At 73.5% G+C, this 18,293-nt stretch carries 11 protein-coding genes; 2 read left to right on the top strand and 9 right to left on the bottom strand.

What is annotated here, in order from left to right:
- Positions 1 to 44: 44 nt before the first annotated feature.
- On the top strand, positions 45 to 536 hold the full coding sequence (locus ACFV6E_RS03295) for a GNAT family N-acetyltransferase (RefSeq protein ID WP_385459089.1): 492 nt from the start codon (positions 45 to 47) through the stop codon (positions 534 to 536).
- A 271-nt stretch (positions 537 to 807) separates the two neighbouring features.
- Entirely contained in the window at positions 808 to 1,851 is a 1,044-nt protein-coding gene (locus ACFV6E_RS03290; RefSeq protein WP_385459087.1) for a bile acid:sodium symporter family protein, read from the top strand.
- Positions 1,852 to 2,250: 399 nt separating this feature from the next.
- Here ACFV6E_RS03290 and ACFV6E_RS03285 read toward each other — a convergent pair whose 3' ends face one another.
- The 9 genes from ACFV6E_RS03285 to ACFV6E_RS03245 form a co-directional block, all read right to left on the bottom strand.
- Positions 2,251 to 5,526, bottom strand: a complete 3,276-nt coding sequence (locus ACFV6E_RS03285) for a family 78 glycoside hydrolase catalytic domain (RefSeq protein ID WP_385459085.1) — start codon at positions 5,524 to 5,526, stop codon at positions 2,251 to 2,253.
- A gap of 29 nt (positions 5,527 to 5,555) precedes the next feature.
- The gene (locus tag ACFV6E_RS03280) at positions 5,556 to 8,978 is read right to left on the bottom strand and encodes a glycosylhydrolase-like jelly roll fold domain-containing protein (protein WP_385459083.1); all 3,423 of its coding nucleotides are present in this window, start codon (positions 8,976 to 8,978) and stop codon (positions 5,556 to 5,558) included.
- Between the two features lie 59 nt (positions 8,979 to 9,037).
- Entirely contained in the window at positions 9,038 to 11,614 is a 2,577-nt protein-coding gene (locus tag ACFV6E_RS03275) for a beta-L-arabinofuranosidase domain-containing protein (protein WP_385459081.1), read from the bottom strand.
- A 217-nt stretch (positions 11,615 to 11,831) separates the two neighbouring features.
- Positions 11,832 to 13,898, bottom strand: a complete 2,067-nt coding sequence (locus tag ACFV6E_RS03270) for a galactosylceramidase (RefSeq protein WP_385459079.1) — start codon at positions 13,896 to 13,898, stop codon at positions 11,832 to 11,834.
- 29 nt (positions 13,899 to 13,927) lie between these two features.
- Positions 13,928 to 14,365: a hypothetical protein gene (locus ACFV6E_RS03265; RefSeq protein ID WP_385459077.1), complete on the bottom strand. Its 438-nt coding sequence runs from the start codon at positions 14,363 to 14,365 to the stop codon at positions 13,928 to 13,930.
- 293 nt (positions 14,366 to 14,658) lie between these two features.
- Positions 14,659 to 15,225 (bottom strand): hypothetical protein, encoded by a 567-nt coding sequence (locus tag ACFV6E_RS03260; protein ID WP_385169593.1) that lies wholly within the window; start codon positions 15,223 to 15,225, stop codon positions 14,659 to 14,661.
- A 113-nt stretch (positions 15,226 to 15,338) separates the two neighbouring features.
- On the bottom strand, positions 15,339 to 16,211 hold the full coding sequence (locus ACFV6E_RS03255) for a class II fructose-bisphosphate aldolase (protein WP_385169590.1): 873 nt from the start codon (positions 16,209 to 16,211) through the stop codon (positions 15,339 to 15,341).
- Between the two features lie 43 nt (positions 16,212 to 16,254).
- The gene (locus ACFV6E_RS03250) at positions 16,255 to 17,382 is read right to left on the bottom strand and encodes an ROK family protein (protein WP_385459075.1); all 1,128 of its coding nucleotides are present in this window, start codon (positions 17,380 to 17,382) and stop codon (positions 16,255 to 16,257) included.
- Positions 17,379 to 18,269 (bottom strand): SIS domain-containing protein, encoded by an 891-nt coding sequence (locus ACFV6E_RS03245; protein ID WP_385459073.1) that lies wholly within the window; start codon positions 18,267 to 18,269, stop codon positions 17,379 to 17,381. Before ACFV6E_RS03245 ends, ACFV6E_RS03250 begins: the two co-directional genes overlap by 4 nt.
- Positions 18,270 to 18,293 lie beyond the last annotated feature (24 nt).

The raw sequence follows: 18,293 nt of genomic DNA, 5'->3' as shown, positions 1-18,293 counted from the left end.
CACGGTCCCGGCGTTGTCAGTGGCCGGTGGCAGACTCCGTCGGTATGAGTGACGAGGTGCGTGTGGACGTGGTGCGTGCGGACGAGGTGTGTCTGCGGGACGTGGAACCGGCCGATCTGGAGGTGTTCTTCGCGCAGGAGCACGATCCGGAGGCCGTGCGGCGGTCGAAGTTCCCGCCCCGGGAGCGGGATGCCTTCATGACCCACTGGACGACGAAGGTCGTCGGGGACCCGGGCGTCTTCGTCCAGGCCGTCACCGTCGGCGGGGAGCTCGCGGGCAACGTGGTCGCGTGGTGGGACGAGGACCGGCGCTTCATCGGGTACTGGCTCGGCCGTGAGTTCTGGGGTCGTGGTGTCGGTACGCGGGCGCTGGCGCTGTTCCTGGAGCGGGAGCAGGCCCGTCCGCTGCACGCCGATCCCCACGTCGGGAACACGGGTTCGGTCCGCCTGCTGGAGAAGCACGGCTTCCGCCGCTCCGGGACGGTCCGGTACGGCGAGGAGGAGCACGTACTGCTGGTGCTGCCCGCGGCCGACTGACCCCGCGTGACCGGGCGTACCGGCGGCACGCCCGCCGGTACGTCGCCACGCCCGCCGGTACGTCGCCACGCCCGCCGGTACGTCGCCACGCCCGGCGGTACGTCGCCACGCCCGGCGGTACGTCGCGACGCCCGGCGGCACATCGAAGCGCCCGGCGGCGCGTCACCGTGTCCGACGCGGCGCGGTCCGGCGACACGCGCGTCCGGGCCGTGCTTGATCACATCGCGAGACGGGCTTGCGTCGGCCGCCTGACCAGGCGTTGTCTCGGACGGTGAGAACCGAACACCCCGAACACCCCGATCACCCGGAACGTCCCGGACAGCCCGAGCAGGACGAGCACCGCACCCCCGGTGCGGACGGCGCCGGTGCCACCGACGCGGTCGCCGCCGACCCGGGCGGCGACCGTTCCGCGCGGCGCGCCGTCACCGTCTTCCCGATCCTCGTCCTGGCGGCGGGCGCCCTCGGGCTCCTGTTCCCGGGGAGCTTCAGCGGCTGGAGCGAGGCGGTGCCGTACCTGCTGGGTGTCGTGATGTTCTGCATGGGCGTCACGATGACACCGCAGGACTTCCGGGGTGTCGCGAAGCGGCCCTGGGCGGTGGCGCTCGGCCTGGTCGCGCACTACGTCATCATGCCGGGGCTCGGCTGGGCCATCGCCCACCTCCTGCATCTGTCGCCGCAGCTCGCGGCCGGTGTGATCCTCGTCGGCTGCGCGCCCAGCGGCACCGCGTCCAACGTGGTGACCTATCTGGCGCGCGGTGACGTCGCGCTGTCGGTGTCCGTCGCCACCGTCTCCACGCTGGTGGCCCCGCTCGTCACGCCGCCGCTGACGCTGCTGCTGGCCGGCGAGTACCTGCCGGTCGACGCGGGCTCGATGGTCACCGACATCCTCAAGACGGTGCTGCTGCCGGTGATCGCGGGTCTGGTCGTACGGCTGCTCGCGGGCCGGTACGTGCAGCGGGCGCTGCCGGTGCTGCCCTGGCTGTCCGCGCTGACCATTGCCGTGATCGTGGTCGTGGTGGTGGCGGGCAGCGCGGCGAGCATCAAGTCGGCTGCGCTGCTGGTGTTCGCCGCCGTCGTGCTGCACAACGGGCTCGGTCTCGCGCTCGGCTACGGCGCGGGGCGGCTCGGCCGGCTCGGCGAGCCGGGCAGCCGTGCCATGGCCTTCGAGGTCGGTATGCAGAACTCCGGGCTCGCGGCCTCGCTGGCCACCGCCCACTTCAGCCCGCTGGCCGCCCTGCCGGCCGCGGTGTTCTCCGTGTGGCACAACATCTCCGGCGCGCTGACCGCGGCCTGGCTCTCCCGCCGGACCCGCTGACCACCGGGCCGCCCGCCGTCACACCGGCCGGGCGTGCACCGCCGCGGTGAGGGCCGGCACCCCGGTGTCCGGCGTGGGCCGACGCCGGGCAAGAGGAAACAGATGCCGCCCTGCGCGGCCCGCACACGGCCCGTCAGGAACGGCAGCGGCGGCAGGGCGCGCGGGACTGGGCCGACTGGTGGACTCAGGCGGCGGCCGACCCGCTGCTCGCCGAGCCGACGGCCCGGCGCTTCGCCCTGCTCGGCGAGCGACGCGCTGGTGGCCGCGGTGTGCTGGTGGCCGCGGTGCGCCGAGCCGCCGGTCCGGGGGGCCGACCGGGAAGGGCGCGCCCCGGCCACGGACCGGCGGCCCCGCCGTCGTCGGCCGGCCCCCGGCACCGTCGGCCGGCCCCCGGCGCCGTCAGCCGGTGCCCGTCTCCCCGGCGGACGGCAGGGACGAGCGGAACGTCCAGCGGCCCGAGCCGACCGCGTACACGGCCTCGTCCGACGTGGTGCGGATCAGCTTCGCTCCCTTCGGGGCGGAGGCGGCGCCCTTGGCGGCGGGTACGTGGATCTCCGCACGGCTGCCCGCGGGGACGTCCGCCGTGAGCCGGAACCGGTCGCCCGTGCGCGCCCAGTCGGTACGGGCCGTGCCGTAGGGGGTGCGGTAGGAGCCGGACGCCGAGGTGAGGTCGCCCACGACGGCCGGGTCGACGAGGAGTTCCGCGTAGCCCACGGAGTCGGGCGTCTGCGCGAGGCCCGCGACGCGGCTGGTGAACCAGGAGTCGATGGCGCCGAGCATGAAGTGGTTCTGCGACTGGCCCGGGCCGCCGTCCCAGGACTCGCCGAGCGTGGTGTTCCCGGCGACCACCTGGTAGCCGTAGCTGGGACTGGTGGTCCGGGTGGCGATGCGCTCCACGATGTCGTCGCGACCGGCCGCGGACAGGACGCGGAACGCCGACGGCAGGGAGATCTCGCCGAGCTGGAGGTGGTAGCCGGCGCTTTCGACCGCTGCGGTGAAGTGGGCGAGGAGGCGGTCCTTCTCCCCTGCCGGGTAGGCGCCCATGTCCAGGGCGAGGGCTTCGGCGCCCTGGCCGCCACCGCCGAAGGTGCCGGTCTCCTGGTCGTAGTACTTCGCGGCCAGCGCCCCGGCAGCGGTGTCGGCCTTCGTCCGGTAGTCCGCGGCGGCCGTGTCGTCGCCGAGGACGGCGGAGATCCGGGCGAGGGTGTCGGCGACGCGCCAGTAGCCGTAGGTGCCGGCCACCGCGCGCGGGAAGGTGCGGTCGGGGGTGAACCAGTCGCCGAGGCCGTAGTCGAGGATGCCGTCCGAGACCTGGGTCCGGAGGAAGGCCGCGTACTGCTTCATGCGCGGGAAGTAGGTGCGCAAGGTGTCGCGGTCGCCGTAGGTGGTGTAGAGCTGCCAGGGCACCAGGACGAAGGCGCCGCCCCAGTTGGAGTCGTTGCGGTAGGCGCCGGGCAGGCTGGTGTACTCGGGGACGGTGCTCGGGATCAGGCCCTCGGCGGTCTGCGCGTCGGCCATGTCACGGACGATCTTGCGCAGGTACGCTCGCATGTCGTAGTTGGCGGCGAGGGCCGGGAAGACGAGCTGGTCCTGTTCGAGCCAGCCCAGTTTCTCGCGGCTCGGGCAGTCGGTGAGGACGCTCATCATGTTGCCCTCGACGGCCCGGCGGATCAGCCCGTGGATGCCGTTGATCAGGTCGTCGGAGCTGGTGAAGGTGCCGGCCGAGGTGTTGTCGGTGCGCAGGACCTTGCCGCGTACGGTGACCTTCGCGCCCTCGGGCAGGCCCTTCAGCTCCAGGTAGCGGAAGCCGTGGTAGCTGAAGGTCGGGTGCCAGGTGGCCTCGCGGGTGTCGCGGGTGGTGTAGCCGTCCCACAGGGGGGCGCCGACGTTGCTGATGGACTGGAAGGCGTGGCCGTCCTTGAGGCTTTCGGCCGGGTAGACGCGGATCTCCGTACCGGCGGGCGCACTGACGGTGATCTCCGGCCAGCCCGCGATGTTGCGGCCGAGGTCGAAGACGCGGCTGCCGTCGGCGCCGTCGACCTGCTTGCCGGTGAGGGTCTCCACGACCCGGATGGGTTCGGTCTCGCGGGCGCTGAGCGCGGCGGGCACGTCGGCCGTACCAGGAGCGGACACGGTGACCGCGCGGTCCCAGTCGCGCCGGTCGCCGCGCGACTCGTCCCAGTGCGGGATCTCGCGGCGGGCGTCGTAGTCCTCGCCGCCGTACCAGTTGCTGGAGGTGGTCGGACCGAGCGTGGTGCGCCAGTCGTCGCCGCTGGTCACGGTGCGGACGCTGCCGTCGGCGAGGGTGACCTCGAGCTGGGCGGTCAGTTTGGGGTCGCTGATGTTGCCGTACAGCTTGCGGTAGCGGTCGGCGGTGCTGACCACGTTGGACATGCCGTTGCCGAGCGCCACGCCGAGCGTGTTGGCGCCCTTGCGCAGCCGGTCGGTGACGTCGTACGTGGCGTACTGGACGCGTTCGCGGTAGTCGGTGTTGGCGGGTTCGAGGACCGCGTCACCGACGGGTTCGCCGTTGAGGGTGGCGTCGTAGATGCCGAGCCCGGCGATGTACAGGCGGGCGCTGCGCACGCCGCGCTCCAGCGTGAAGTCGTCGGCGAGCAGCGGCAGTCCGGCGGGCAGGTACGGCTTCGGCGGCTGCTGCCCGGTGACCCGGGAGAGCGTGGTGTACGGTCCGGCCGCGTCGTCGGCCGCCGAAAGGGCGTAGTCGACGGGGAAGTCGGGGACCTTGCCGTCCTCGGTGAGGACGTCTGCGCGCGGGTAGAGGGCGACCTGGTCGAAGGTCTTGGCGGACTTGAGGTCGAGGGTGAGGGTGACGGGCGTCGCCGAGGTGTCGGCGGAGGTGTGGGCGGCGCTGGAGTAGCCGGCGGCGGTCTGGAGGGCGCTGTTGGGCAGGCCGTCCACGGCGAGGGCCGGTTCGTAGGTCTTGCGGATGGTGTTGGTCTCGGAGGCGGTGACCGCGGCGCCCTTGGCGAGTCCGGTCGTGTCCGTCGCGGAGTCGCGTACGTCGATCTCACCGAGCTGGAGCCGCCAGGTACGGGCGTCGACGGCCTCCTTGAGCGGCAGGCCGAGCTTGGTGACGTCGAGACGGACGTATCGGGCCGTCGTACGCGGCAGCTTGACGACGACCGGCTCGATCTCGCGCTCGCTCAGCCGCCAGTCGGGGTGGGTGATCCAGTCGGCGTTCCAGTCGGAGGCCCGGGTCAGGCCGGTCTCGAAGACGGCGGTGTCGCTCCAGCCGGAGTCGCGGTGGCCGCCGGACCAGAGCATGACGCGCCAGTGGACGCGGGTGCGGGAGCCGAGCGCGCGGCCCGCGTAGGTCGTCTCCGGGACGGCCGAGGCGACCTTCCCGGAATCCCACAGGTCGGGCCGTCCGGCGCGCAGCCGCTCGGCCGAGGTGGCGGCCTGGACGCGGTAGGCGCTCTGGGTGACGCCCGTGCCGCCGCGGGCGCTGGTCTCCCAGCTGAGCTGCGGGGTGGTGTCGTCGATGCCCAGCGCCTCGTCGAGGTGCTGGGTGCGCGGGTGGACGGGGGTGAGGGTGCCGCCGGTCGCGGCGGCAGCCTGGACGGTGCCGGAGACGGCGGTGACGAAGGCGGTCACCGCGGCGGGCAGCAGGAGGGCGAGGCGCCGGTGCCGGGCGCGCGGTCTGGGTCGGGGCATGGGAGTCCTTGGCAAGAGGTCGGGGCGGGTCAGACGCGGTCGAGGCCGACGGTGACGCGGCGCCTGAAGCGCAGGGTGACCGGGCCGAGCAGACCGGAGGGCAGGGGCTTGTTGCGCTCGTTGGAAAGGGTGTTGGCCACGCGGACGGCGAGCCGGTTGCCGCCGGGGACGAGCAGGCCGGTGACGTCGACGGCGAAGGGCGCCCACAGCAGCGGGCCGAGTTCCTTGCCGTTGACGGTCACGCCCGCCACGTCCCGTACGTCGCCGAGGTCGAGCAGCACGCGCCGCCCAGTGAGGTCGGCGCGGGCCACGTCGATCTCGGTGGTGTAGGTGCCGGTGCCGGAGTACAGCGGGGCGTGCGCGGTCCAGCTGCCGAGCGGTCCGGTGACCGGGGTGTCGTCGTCGCGGTCCAGGGTGAGCGTCCAGTCGCCGGTGACGGGGACGGGGGTGAGCGGGTCGTCGACGCGGACCGTGCCGCGGTAGGTGCGGCCGGCGTCGGTGCCGGTGAGCCGGTGGCTGCCGGGCTCGGACACTTCGACGGTGGCGCGCAGGGCCCGGCCGTGGCGCTCGACGGAGAGCACGTCGACGGGGGCGTCCGTCAGATGCGGTCCGGCCGTCGCGTTCCGGCGGACGACGACGATCCGGGTCTCGTACGGCTGGAGGGTGAGCGGCAGGTGGAGGCCGCGCCTGCTCGTGCGGTACACGGGGGCGGGCGCGGCCTGGCCGGTCGCCGGGTCCCAGAGTTCGGGGACGCCCTCGGCGGGCAGGACGGCCGTGCTGGAGACGGCGTCGGCGCTCTCGTTGTTGAAGAGGAAGGCGGTGTCCTTGCCCCGGGTGACGCGCAGGGCCCGGACCGTCTCGCGGGCGGGTTCGAGGACGGCGACCGCCGCACCGGCGTCGACGGCGGCGGCGCCCAGGGCCGCGACGTCGGCGACGCGCACCGCGTGGCCCCGGCCGACGCGGCGGCTGCCGGGGACCGCGTCGCCGAACAGGTCGTGCAGGGCGCGGGCCAGCGAGCGGTCGTTGCCGTCGGCGTCGTCGGCGGGCAGGGTGCCGACGGCCACGACGGTGCCGCCGGAGCGGACGAAGGCGGTCAGGGCGCGGACGGCCGCCGCGTCCAGCGTCGGGGTGACCGGCAGGACGACCAGGTCGTAGCGGGCGGCGCCCACGGCCAGTTGTCCGTCCCTGACCTTCGCGTGGGCCAGCAGGTCGGGGTCGCCGGTCAGGGCGCCGTCGTGGAGGAGGTCGAAGTCGACCTGGGCGCGTTCGAGGGCGTAGGCGGCACCGGCGAGCGCGCCGTCGAGGTCGCCCTGCCGGTCGGTGCCGGTGAACTGTTCGGCGGCCCGCTGCGACTGGAGCAGCGCCGTCCGCGCGGCGGAGGTGCCCCGGGCGGCCTCCATGACCCGGCCGATCCACTCGGCGAGCGGGCGCATGGACCACCACCACGGTGCGCGGGGGCCGAACGGCGGCGGGAAGTAGACGACGGCCTCGTCCGTCCACAGCGCGTGCAGCACGGTCAGGTTGACGCCGCGGGCGGCCTGCGCGCCGACGGTCGCGTGCACGAAGCCGGGCGTGACCTGCCAGCCCATGTTGCCGAACATCTCCATCAACGCCCGTTCGCGGCCCATCTGGTGGGCGGACGAGACGGGGTTGCGCGGCAGCATGGTCTGCTCGCCCGCGACGTACTCGGCGGTGATGATGTCGCCGCCGGGCACCTGCGCCCACTGGTTGACCTTGTGCAGGTCGCCGGTGGTGACCACGCGCTTGCTGGGCGCGGCCTCGTCGTAGAGCGGGTTGGTGATGAGGGCGACGCCGCGCTCCTCGCACCAGCGGGACTGGGCGCGGAAGTAGCGGGCGAACCGGTTGGAGACGGCCTGCCAGTACAGGCCGCGGACGGTCCGCCCGGTGCGGCCGAGGTCGTCGAAGGCGCTCGCGTACGCGACGCCGGGTTCGGCGTCCACGGCGCGCAGCGCCCTGTCGAGCGTGGGCGACCAGGGCAGCCGCTTGAAGTGGGCCTCGGCGGAGGCGAAGAACGGCTCGTCGTCCCAGAAGCCGGGGACGACCGTGCCGAAGTAGCGGCGGAAGCGGCGGTGGTACTCGCCGGGCACGATGTCGAGGAAGAGCCGTACGGGTTCGTCGTCCAGCAGGTCCACGTAACTGCGGCTGTAGCCCTGGGAGTCGTCGATGAGCGGGACGCCGCCGAACAGGTCGATCTGCCAGCGTCCCTTGGGCACCTGCCAGGTGCCGTCGGCGGTGAGCCGCGCCGTCAGGTCCACGACGTCGTCGGCGTCCGTGGCACCGGCCGGGCGGGCCGCCGCGGCGACGGCCTCGACGCCGAGGGACGCCCGCTCGGGGAAGTCGCCCGCGGCGGCCGCGTCGTCGAACGTCGTCGCGTACAGCTCGCCGCCGTCGGCCGCGGTGACGGTGAGGCTGTCCCACAGACCGCGCTCGTCGCCGGTCGCGCGCACCCCGACCCCGCCGCAGGCGTACGTGTCGTCGGTGGCGGTGCCCTTGTCGCGTCCGTCGAGGGTGACCGAGAGCGAGCCGCCCCGGACGGTGACGGCGAGGGTGTGGTACTTGGTCTTGTTGAAGCCGTCGGTGCGGGTGCTGCGGAGCAGTTCGACGGGGTCGGCGTCGCGGGCGAGGCGGAGCACGGTGGTGACGCCGGTCTGGTCGAAGGCGACCGCGTAGCCGTCGAGGGCGTCGGTGGAGGCGCGCACCACGAGCCCGGCGGCGGTGTGGTCGGCCTTGGCGCTCGCGGTGACGGTGTAATCGCTCCAGTCCGCCCCGCCGCGCAGCACGGTGGCCCCGTCGAGGACCGCGGCGTCGGCGACCAGGTGTCCGGCCTCCACGCCCACGCCGGTGGAGCGGCGCAGCTCGGCGCGGGCCGGGCCCTCGACCACCGTGGTGGACCGCCACAGCGCCTTGAGCCTGAGGTCCGGGCGGGGTGCATAGGTGCGGGAGCCGACCGTGCCGCCCTTGACGATGTACTCGCCGGCCCGGCCGCTCGGGAAGTGGTCGTCGTTGAAGAGCCAGACCCGCATACCGGTGCGCTCGGCGGTGCGCAGCACGTGCCCGACGATGTCGAACCATTCCTCGGTGAAGAAGACGGGCCGCATCGCGTCGTTGTCGAACGAGAACAGGATCACCTCGTACATGCCCTTGTCCCGCAGATCGGCCAGCTGCCGGTCGACGAGTTCGGGGGTGACGGGGCCGTTCCAGTACCAGTAGACGGTGGGGCGGCTGTCCCTCGGCGGGTCGGTGAAGCGGCGGGTGGTGAAGGCGGCGGGGGCGGGACCCGGTGCGGCTGGGGCGGAGCCCGGTGCGGTGGCCGGGGTCGCGGCGGAGGCGGGCGGTACGGCGAGCCCGAGGCCGGTCAGGCCCGCCGCCGCGGCGGTGCCGACCCCGGCGGCGGCGACGAAACCGCGTCTGGACAGGGGGTTCTCGGTCATGCGTGGGTGCTCCTCGGTACGGCGTGCGGGTGCGGGTGCGGGTGCGGGGGCGGGAGGGATCAGCCGGCGGCCAGGCGGGCCACTTCGGACGCGGAAAGGGCCCGGTTGCGCACCCGCAGATCGCGTACGGCGCCCCGGAGGTAGGGGTGGGTGGTGTTCTGGGAGCGGCCGAGGTACGAACGGGTGGTGACGCCGAGCAGCAGCGGGCTCGCCACCATGGCCGGGTTGCGGCCTGCCTCGGCGCCGTCGAGGTAGAGCACGCCGGTGCCGCCGCCCAGGGTGAGCGCCACGTGCGTCCACCGCCCCACGGGCAGCGGGCCGCCCGCGTCGACGTAGTCCTCCCGCTCCATGCCCGCGATTTTCAGCGCGGCGCGGGCGCGGCCCGCTCCGGTGGTGGCGGCGAGGAAGAGGTAGGTGTCCTTGTGGTAGCCGAAGTCGAACACGCGGGCCGAGGCGGCGAGCGCGTCGACGCGGACGCGCACACTGACCGTCACCTCGTCCAGGCCGCTCAACAGGCCCGGGGGCAGGGCCACATGACCACTGGTGCCGTCCAGTGCCACGGCGGGGCCCGTGCCGTCGTCCGCCCAGGCGGCACCGGCGGCCAGGCTCGCGGCGGCGAAGGCACCGGTGGCGTCGGCGGAGGTGGTGCCCGTCCCCTCGTCCAGCTGATAGCGGGCGACGTCCCGTTCGCGCCTGCGGCGCGGGGTCACCGCCCAGTAGACGTTGTAGCGCTGGTGGTGCACCTCCTGGAACGGCCGCAGCTCCACGGATCCGCCGTCCGCGAGCGCGGTGAACCGCGTGGCGGTGCCGGTGACGGCGCGCAGCGACTCCGGGCGGATCACCGGGAGCGTGGCGAGCGCGGTGTCGCCGTACTGCCCGGCCAGCACCAGCGGGCCGTAGGACAACGATGTCACCTGCGGGTTGTCGGGCGCCGGGGTCCACACCGCCTTGCGCGGGAGGGTCAGCTCGACGGTGTCGCCGGTGCGCCAGGACCGTTCGACGGTGGCGTACGTGCCGGGGTGCGACCGGCCGCCGGTGGAGCGGCCGTTGACCTTCAGCACGGCGTTGCGCCCGGTGTCGGCGACCCAGGCGGGGATGCGGATCCGCAGCGCGAACCGCCCCCGGCCCGCGGTGACGGTCAGCCGCGTGTGCCCCTCCGACGGGTACCGCGTCTCCTGACGCAGCGTCACCCCGCCCTGCTCGAAGCGCACCTCGGACGGGACGAAGAGGTTGACGTACAGGGCGGGCGACTTGTTGTCGCGGGAGCGGAAGTAGACGGAGTCGGCGAACTTGGTGTGGGTCTCCAGGCCGGTGCCGTGGTCGCAGGAGAAGTTGTCGTAGTCGCCGCTGTAGCTGCCAGGCGCCGAGCCGAGTCCGCCCTTGGGCTCCCGCTGGGAACCCGCCCACAGGCCGGTGTAGTAGGTGACGAAGCCGTGCTCCGAGTCGGGGTCCTGCTCCCCCAGCACCTGGTTGCAGAGGGTCCACTCGTAGTGGTCCATGTAGTCCGTGCGCTCGGGCCGGTGCAGGAAGAGGTGGCGCCCCAGCTTGAGCATGTTGTAGCTGTTGCAGTTCTCGCAGGTGACCGAGGAGAGCCTGCTCACGATCTCGTCGGGCGGCCCGAACAGCTCCTGGTTGGAGTTGCCGCCGATGGCGTACGAGTGGTGGCGTACGACGGTGGTCCAGAAGGTGTCCGCGATGTCGAGGTAGCGGGACTCCCCCGTGGCCTCGTACGACGGCACCGCCCCCACGATCTTGGCGATCTCGGTGTTGGCGTGCCGTCCGGCGAGCTCGTCGCGCCCGGCGGCGAGCGGGGCGTACAGCTCCTCGTGGTCGAAGCGGCGGGCGGTGCGCAGGTGCGCCGGGTCGCCCGTCTCCTGGTACAGCCGGGTCAGCACGTCGTTCATGCCGCCGAACTCCACCTTGAGCACGCTCTGCATCCGCTCGTGGGACAGCTGCGCGGTGCGCGCGTCGGCCCACGCGGCCATCTCCTCCAGGACGTGCAGGGCCTGCCGGTTGCCGCTCAGCCGGTACTGGTCGAGCAGCCCCGCCATGATCTTGTGCAGTGTGTAGTACGGCGCCCAGGGCTTGCCGCCCGCCTCCAGCTGCTCGAAGACCGACTCGGGGAACGCGGAGAGGTAGCCGCGGGTGAATCCGGCGTCCTGCGCGGCCCGCTGGCACTCGGCGAGCGCGGCGACCAGGGCGCGGCCCTTGTCGGCGTAGGCGGAGTCGCCGGTGTTCGCGTGCGCCTGGGCGAGGGCGCTGAGCAGATGTCCCGTGGTGTGGCCGCGCAACTGGACGTCGGGGGCCTCCCAGCCGCCGCAGGGTTCCGCCGGGGACGGCAGGCCGGCGTTCAGGCGGAAGGTGTGCAGCAGCCGGTCGGCGTCCACGAAGAGCAGGTACGCGCAGGTGCGGCGCATGTTGGCGAGGAAGGGGCTCTCCAGGAGCCGGACCTCGGAGAGGTCGAAGGCGGCGAGGGCGGGAGCGGCGCCCGTCCGGTCCACGGCCGGACGGGCCGCGGGTACGGCTGCGGAGGCGACCGCGGCGGGCCCTGCCGCCGTGACGGCCGCCGCCGCGGTCGTGGCGGTGAACAGGATCTGGCGGCGGGACGGGCCGGCGGTGTCGCGTGAGGTCGGCAACGTGCGGGACTCCCTGCTGGATGCGGTACGAACCGAAGGCGGTTGAATCGTTTTACAACGCCGCGCAGACGCTAAGCGCAGCCATGGCGAGCGTCAAGACTTCTCACAGGAGTCCGCAAAGAGTCGATAATTGAAACGTTCAATACCAAGGCGTGAAAGGGGGCGCCACCGGCCCGCAGAGAGCCGGTGACGCCCGATGTCCGGTACCGACGGGCCGTCAGTGCCCAGCGGCCCTCACCGTCAGGTCGTCGAACTGGGACGTGGTGTAGGAGTCGAGGGCCAGGCCGACCTGGCCGTGGTCGTAGGTGGCGTCGGTGACCCTGGCGACCACGCCCCCGTCGACGCGGGCCGTGATCGTGTCGCCCGAGAAGCCGAGCGCGAGCCGGTGCCAGGTGTCCGCTCCGGCAGCGGGCAGGCCGCCGCTCGCCAGGACGCGAGTGGCCTTGTCGGGGGCGATGACCTCCAGGGACCACGTACCGGCGTCCGACAGCCTCAGGTAGTACCCCTCCCAGACGTTGACGCGGCCGGTGCCGGCGTTGTTGAGCTGGTTCACGATCCGGCCCGCGAGCGACGCCGTGCCGGTGCGGTCGATCAGGGTCTTGGCGGACACGGTGTAGTCGGTCCACTGGGCGTCGCCGACCAGGGTGAGCGGGCTCGCCACCCTGGACCACTTGGTGGGTTCGGTGGTGATGACCTGCTTCAGGCACTTCCCCGTGCCCCGGCTGCCGGACGCGGCCTGCGGCGCGGCGGTGCAGCGGGCGGCCTCGAACGCGCCCTCCATGTCGGAGAGATAGCGGGGTGTGGCCGCGGTCCGGTAGCCGTCGAAGGTGTCGCGGTAGGGCAGGGACATGGGCCGGGAGGCGGGGGCCTTCTCTGCGGCCCCGCTCTTGCCGCCGGACATGGTGGTCAGTGTGGTGACGGTGCCCGGCTGAAGGGTGACGCGGTGCGCGCCCGTCGCGTCCGGGCGTACGTCGGCGCCCCGGACGAACCAGTCGGCCGAGTCCGTCGACTCCAGCGTGGTGGACCAGCGGTGCAGCGCGCCGCGCGGGAGCTGTCCGGCGGCCGTGAGGTCGACGGTCTGCGGCTGCGTCGCGCCGGTGGTCTCGAACACGGTGGTGTACTGCGGCTTCCGTCCCGGGGAGCGCAGGGTGACATAGGTGCCGCCGCCGTCGAGGTAGCCGCTCGCGGAGTCGACGTAGCGCCAGCCTGGCCGGGTGAACTGCGCGGTCTGGGCGATGGTCCACAGCGTCGGGCCCAGCTCGTAGTGGCCGTTCCACGGCTCGTTGGCCCGGAGCAGACCACTGCCCTGCATCTGCACGGTCGGGTACCAGGCGTACGCCGCGGGCCAGTTGATGAAGGCCGTGATGCGCGAGTCGACGTACTCGTGGTTCATCTCGGCGGCGAGCCGGACCGCCCCCGTGAGGTAGTTGTTCCAGCCCGACTCGCTGGCGAACAGCGGTTTGTCCAGGTCGAGGGCGTCCTGCGAGCTGGAGCAGTGGATCGCCGAGCACGGGTAGTGGATGCCGACGACATCGGTCGCGGCGTCGAAGGCGGGGTCGTTCTTCATGTCGGTGGCGACGTCCCAGCCGGCGTTGTCGGCGGCCACCACCTTGACCTTGCCGTAGCCGCCTCGGACCAGGGCCTTCTTGAGTTCGCCGTACCAGGCGGCGTCCCAGCCCTTCTCGTTCCAGCCGCCGAGGTAGTCGATGTCCAGCCCGTGCCGCTCGGCGCAGCCGAGCCACTTCATCAGGTAGGCAACGTTGTCAGAGGACCAGAAGCCGTCCTCGAACCAGCCCGGGGCACCCCATTCGAGACCGTAGAAGCGGATCTGCGGGTTGCGCTTCCTGGCCTGCTCCATGAGCCACCACTCGTAGCCACGGTCGCAGTCGACCTGGGTGGGGGTGCGCATGTGGCTCGGTTCGGCGCCGTTGCTCGAGTTGGTGTCGGCGCCGATCTCCACCTTGAGGATCTGGAGCGAGGCGCCGTAGCCGGGCTTGAAGAGGTAGTCGAGGATCTGGCCGCGCTGCGGCTCGGGATAGTCGACGAGCAGCCGTGAGGTGCCGCCGCCACCGCTGATGGCGCCGACGCCGTCGAAGGTGCGCCCGGTGCCCGCGCTGTCGACGGTGATCTGCTGGGCGGCGGCTGCGGCAGGGGTGCTGGTCTCGGCGTGTGCGGCGGAGGGGGCGACGACGGTCAGGCAGAGCACGGCCAGGGCGCTGAGGGCCCGTCCGGCGCGGCCGCGCGACGATCGCCGCGCGCCGGTACGTCTCGAAGTGCTGAACACGTACTTCTCCTCGGGTTCGGCGGTTCGTGTCACAGCTCGACGCGGCTGCGGCCCGCTGGCACCTTGCGGCCGCGGGTCCTGCCGCCGCGCAGAATCACCTCGATGCGTGCCGGTCCGTCGGCGTTGACGTCGAAGGAGGCTCCGGAGGCGCGGAGTACGAAGTCGCGGACCGCGACGCGGGCGCCGGCCGCCCGGAACACGGTCCGGCCGTCGCGGGCGAGCCTGGTCCGGTTCGGCCCCGCGGAGACGGCGTAGGTATGTCCGCGCAGGCGGACGCCCTCGATGGTGCTGGTGCCGGGCAGGGTGAGGCTGCCGAACATGAGCGCCTCGGGGTCGCCGTCCCAGGGGTTGTCGGAGATGAGTTCCTGGAGTCCCTGCACGGCCATGGCGCTGGACCAGGAGCAGGTGCGCCAGGCGGTGTCAACGGCGCTGAGGAAGCCGCGTCCGGGCAGTTGATGGTGCGTCACGTGAGGTGGCCCTCCTTCACGGAGCGGGTGCGGGTGTCGTGCGAGTGCGGGTGCCGCTGCCGCCGGTGCGCGGCGGGGTGTGCTGCGGGTCGTGCGCGCGCCGTTCCTCATCCATCGTTCGGTTCGATATGTCGAACCACACTCGGTATATCGGCCATGCGGCCAAGAAGGGAGTATGGACGATCAGTCGTGGCTGTCAAGATCCTGAGACATTCCGGTACGCGGTCCCGCGGCCGTACGACGAAGGCGGGCGCCGCCCCTTCATGGGGTGGCGCCCGCCTCGTGACAGTGGATCAGTCGGTGTTGACCTGCCGCGCCACGAACGTGGCGATCTCCTCCACGAACGGGAACTCCGGCGCCAGGTTCAGCCGGTTGCGCGTCAGCGGGTCCGGCACCGGCACGACCGTGAGCCGGTGCGTCCGGTTGAACTCCTTGCCGAAGCCGTCCCGTACGGACGTCACGGTGTGCCGGGCTTCCGCGATCTCGTCCCAGGCACAGGCCACGGGCCGGGAGCCCTCCGTCAGCCAGGCGAGCCCCTCCTCCCAGACGACGACCCAGGTCGCCGGGTGCCGGATGCTCGGGCGCTTCGTCCACGTGACCCAGAGGATCCCGGCGGTCAGCAGGTAGCCGATCGCGAGGGCCATGAGGGCCGGGAACGGGAAGTCCGGCCACAGGGACACCAGCAACCAGGTCGTCAGCCCGCCGAGGACGCACGCGAAGAAGAGCCCGATGACCAGCGCCCGCCAGGAGCCGCCCCACACCCGCGCGCCGACCGAGTACCGCGACTCACCCCAGCCCGTGCCCCTGACGGCCTCGCTGAACGCCTCGAGCACCTCGTCCGAGAACCCCACCCGCTCCATCCCGCCCCCAACTCATCGATCGTGTCCGCGCGTTGATCGTAAGGCGCGCCCGGGACACCGCAAGTGATCCGCGGGAGATCGGGCGCCGGGGGCCCGGCGGGAGGAGGCGACGGCTACGCCGTCGCGGCCGGAGCCTCGGAGGTGACCGCGGTGACCGCCGAGATCGCGGTGAGGCAGTCGGCGACCGCGGTGGTCACGGCGGTGCGGGCGGGGCCCAGATAGCGGCGCGGGTCGACGAGTTCGGGCGCCTCGCGGAGCGTGCCGCGCACCGCTTCGGTGAAGGAGACGTTGAGCAGCGTCCCGATGTTGATCTTCGTCATGCCGTGCTCGACGGCGGTGCGCAGCGCCGGGTGCGGTACGCCGGACGAGCCGTGCAGCACCAGCGGCACCGGGACCGCGTCGCGCAGCCGGGAGATCAGCTCCAGGTCGAGCGCGGCGGTACGGGTGAGCATCGCGTGGCTGCTGCCCACGGCGACGGCGAGAGCGTCGACGCCGGTCGCGGCGACGTAGCGCGCCGCGTCCCCGGGGTCGGTGCGCACGCCCGGGGTGTGCGCGGAGCCCTTGCCGCCGATCTCGCCGAGCTCCGCCTCGATGAACAGCCCGTTGTCGTGGGCCCATCGGGCGGCGGCGCGGGTGGCGGCGATGTTCTCCTCGTCCGGCAGCCTGGAGGCGTCGTACATGACCGAGCTGGCGCCGCACTCGGCGGTGCGGTGCAGGAGTTCGACGTCCTCCACGTGGTCGAGGTGCAGGGAGAGCCGGGCGTCGCTCGCGCGGGCGACGGCGGCGGCCGCGGCGGCCAGCGGCAGCACGTTCCCGCCGTGGTAGCGGACGGCGTTGTGGCTGATCTGCACGATCGCGGGCAGCCCGGTGGCCTCGGCGGCGTCGGCGACCGCCTCGACGTGTTCGAGGGTGATGACGTTGAGCGCGGCGATGCCGCTGCCCGACGCACGGGCTTCGGCGATCAGATCGGCGCTGCGGCAGAGCATGAGGGGTCCTCCTGGACTTCGGGGCGTCGGGGCGTCGGTGCGTTCAAGGGGCGGGGGCGAGGGCGGGGGTGACGGTTGGTGCGGTGCGGTCGCGGGCCGGCAGGCCCGCGCCGATGAGCGCCGCGCGGTCGCCGAGTGCGGCGGCCCGTACGGGAGGCGGATCGCCGAGCGGGAAGCCGCGGGCCAGGGCGGCGCGCAGCGGGTCGAGCAGCAGGTCACCGGCGAGGGAGAGGCCGCCGCCCAGTACGAAGGCGGCCGGGTCGAGGAGCACCGCGCAGTCGGTGAGCGCCTCGGCCGGCGCGTCGACGGCCCGGTGCCACACCCGGATCGCGGCGGAGTCGCCCTGCCGTACGGCTCCGGCGATCTCGGCGGCCGGGAGCCGGCGCCCGGTCAGTTCCGCGTAGCCCCGGGTGAGCGCGGTGGCGGAGGCGGCGGTCTCCAGGCAGCCGTGCGAGCCGCAGCCGCAGCGCGCGTCCCCGGCGGCGCGCACCCGCAGGTGTCCGATCTCCGCCGCCCGCCCTGCGCTGCCCGGCAGGGGGACGCCGTCGAGGACGACGGCGCCGCCGACCCCGGTGCCGAGCGCGACGAAGACGAAGCCGGGCAGCCCGCACCCGGCGCCGAGCCGTGCCTCGGCCAGGGCGCCGGCCCGCAGGTCCTGGCCGAGCGCGACCGGCACCGGCACGGCGTCCCGCACCAGGTCGAGCAGGGGGACGTCGCGCCGGCCGGCCGCTGCCGACCGCCGTGCCACGCCGCGCTCCTCGTCGACCGGGCCTAGGGCGTGTTGCGAAAGTTCCGCCTGCCGCGCGACGCCATGCACGCACTCTCGCCGCACCGGGCGAAAGCCCGAGTACGTCCAGTACGAGGGTTTCCGCCCGGCACGCCGGGAGCACGCACCTGACGCCGCGCGGCCCGCCCTTCGGGCGAACGACGGGACTTTCGCAACACGCCCTAGGGCCGCGACGCCGAGCGCGAGCGGGTCGCCGCCGAGGCGGGCGCGCCCGGCGGCGACGATGTCGCGGGCGGCGTCGAGGACGACGGCGACCACCGCGTCCGGTCCGCCGGCCGCCCGGGTGGGCCACCGGCGTTCGTACAGGACGTCGCCGTCGGGGGTGAGCAGGCCCGCCTTCACGGACGTACCCCCGACGTCGACGGCGGCGAGATGGCCGGTCACGAACCGGCCGGCTCGAGGATCACGGAGCGGGTCAGGGCGCGCGGCCGGTCCGGGTCGAGTCCCTTGCGCACGGCGGTGGCCTCGGCGAGGCGCTGCACGCGCACCAGGTCGGCCTGCGGGTCCTCGGGGTGGTCGACGAAGAGCGCGCCGGTGGCGGCGACGTCGGGGCGCAGTCCGTCGGCGTCGGGGCCGAAGTGCCACACGAGGCGGCTGGGCGCGGCGATGGCGATCGGGCCGTGCCGGTACTCCATGGACGGGTACGCCTCCGTCCAGCCCTGGGTGGCCTCCCGCATCTTCAGGGCGGCCTCGCGGGCGATGCCGTGCGCCCAGCCCCGGCCGAGGAAGCTGATCTGCTCCGCGGCGAGCCACTCCTCGGGCAGCGGCGCGTCGAGGGCGGTGCGGACCTGCTCGGCCAGGGGCTCGGCGTCCTCGCCGAGACCGGCCCGCAGCGCGGTGAGCGCGGTCGTGGCGAAGAGGGTCTGCACGACGGACTTCTCGTCCGCGAAGGACAGGTCGAGGATGTGCTCGGCGGCGTCCACGATCGGGGTGGTCAGGTCCGCGGTCAGGGCGACCGCGGGGTACCGGCCGCGCCGGCGGTCGAGGAGTTCGAGCACCTCGGTGGTGGTGCCGGAGCGGGAGATCGCCACCAGCCGGTCGTAGGCGCGCTCGTGCGGGAACTCGGAGGCCGCGAAGTAGTCCGTCTCGCCGAGGCCGCGGCTCTCGCGCAGCACGGCGTACGCCTCGGCCATGAACCAGGAGGTGCCGCAGCCGACGACGGCGACCCGCTCGCCCGGCTCGGGCAGTCCGCTGTCCGGCGCGGCGGCGACGGCCGCGGCCTTGAGCCAGGCGGCGGGCTGACGGGCGATTTCCTCGCCGATGAACGACATGCGTGCTCCTTCAGTGAGCGTGTT

Origin of the sequence: Streptomyces sp. NPDC059785 (assembly GCF_042732375.1) — a bacterium.
GTDB lineage: Bacteria > Actinomycetota > Actinomycetes > Streptomycetales > Streptomycetaceae > Streptomyces.
This window is presented reverse-complemented; position numbering and strand designations above follow the sequence as displayed.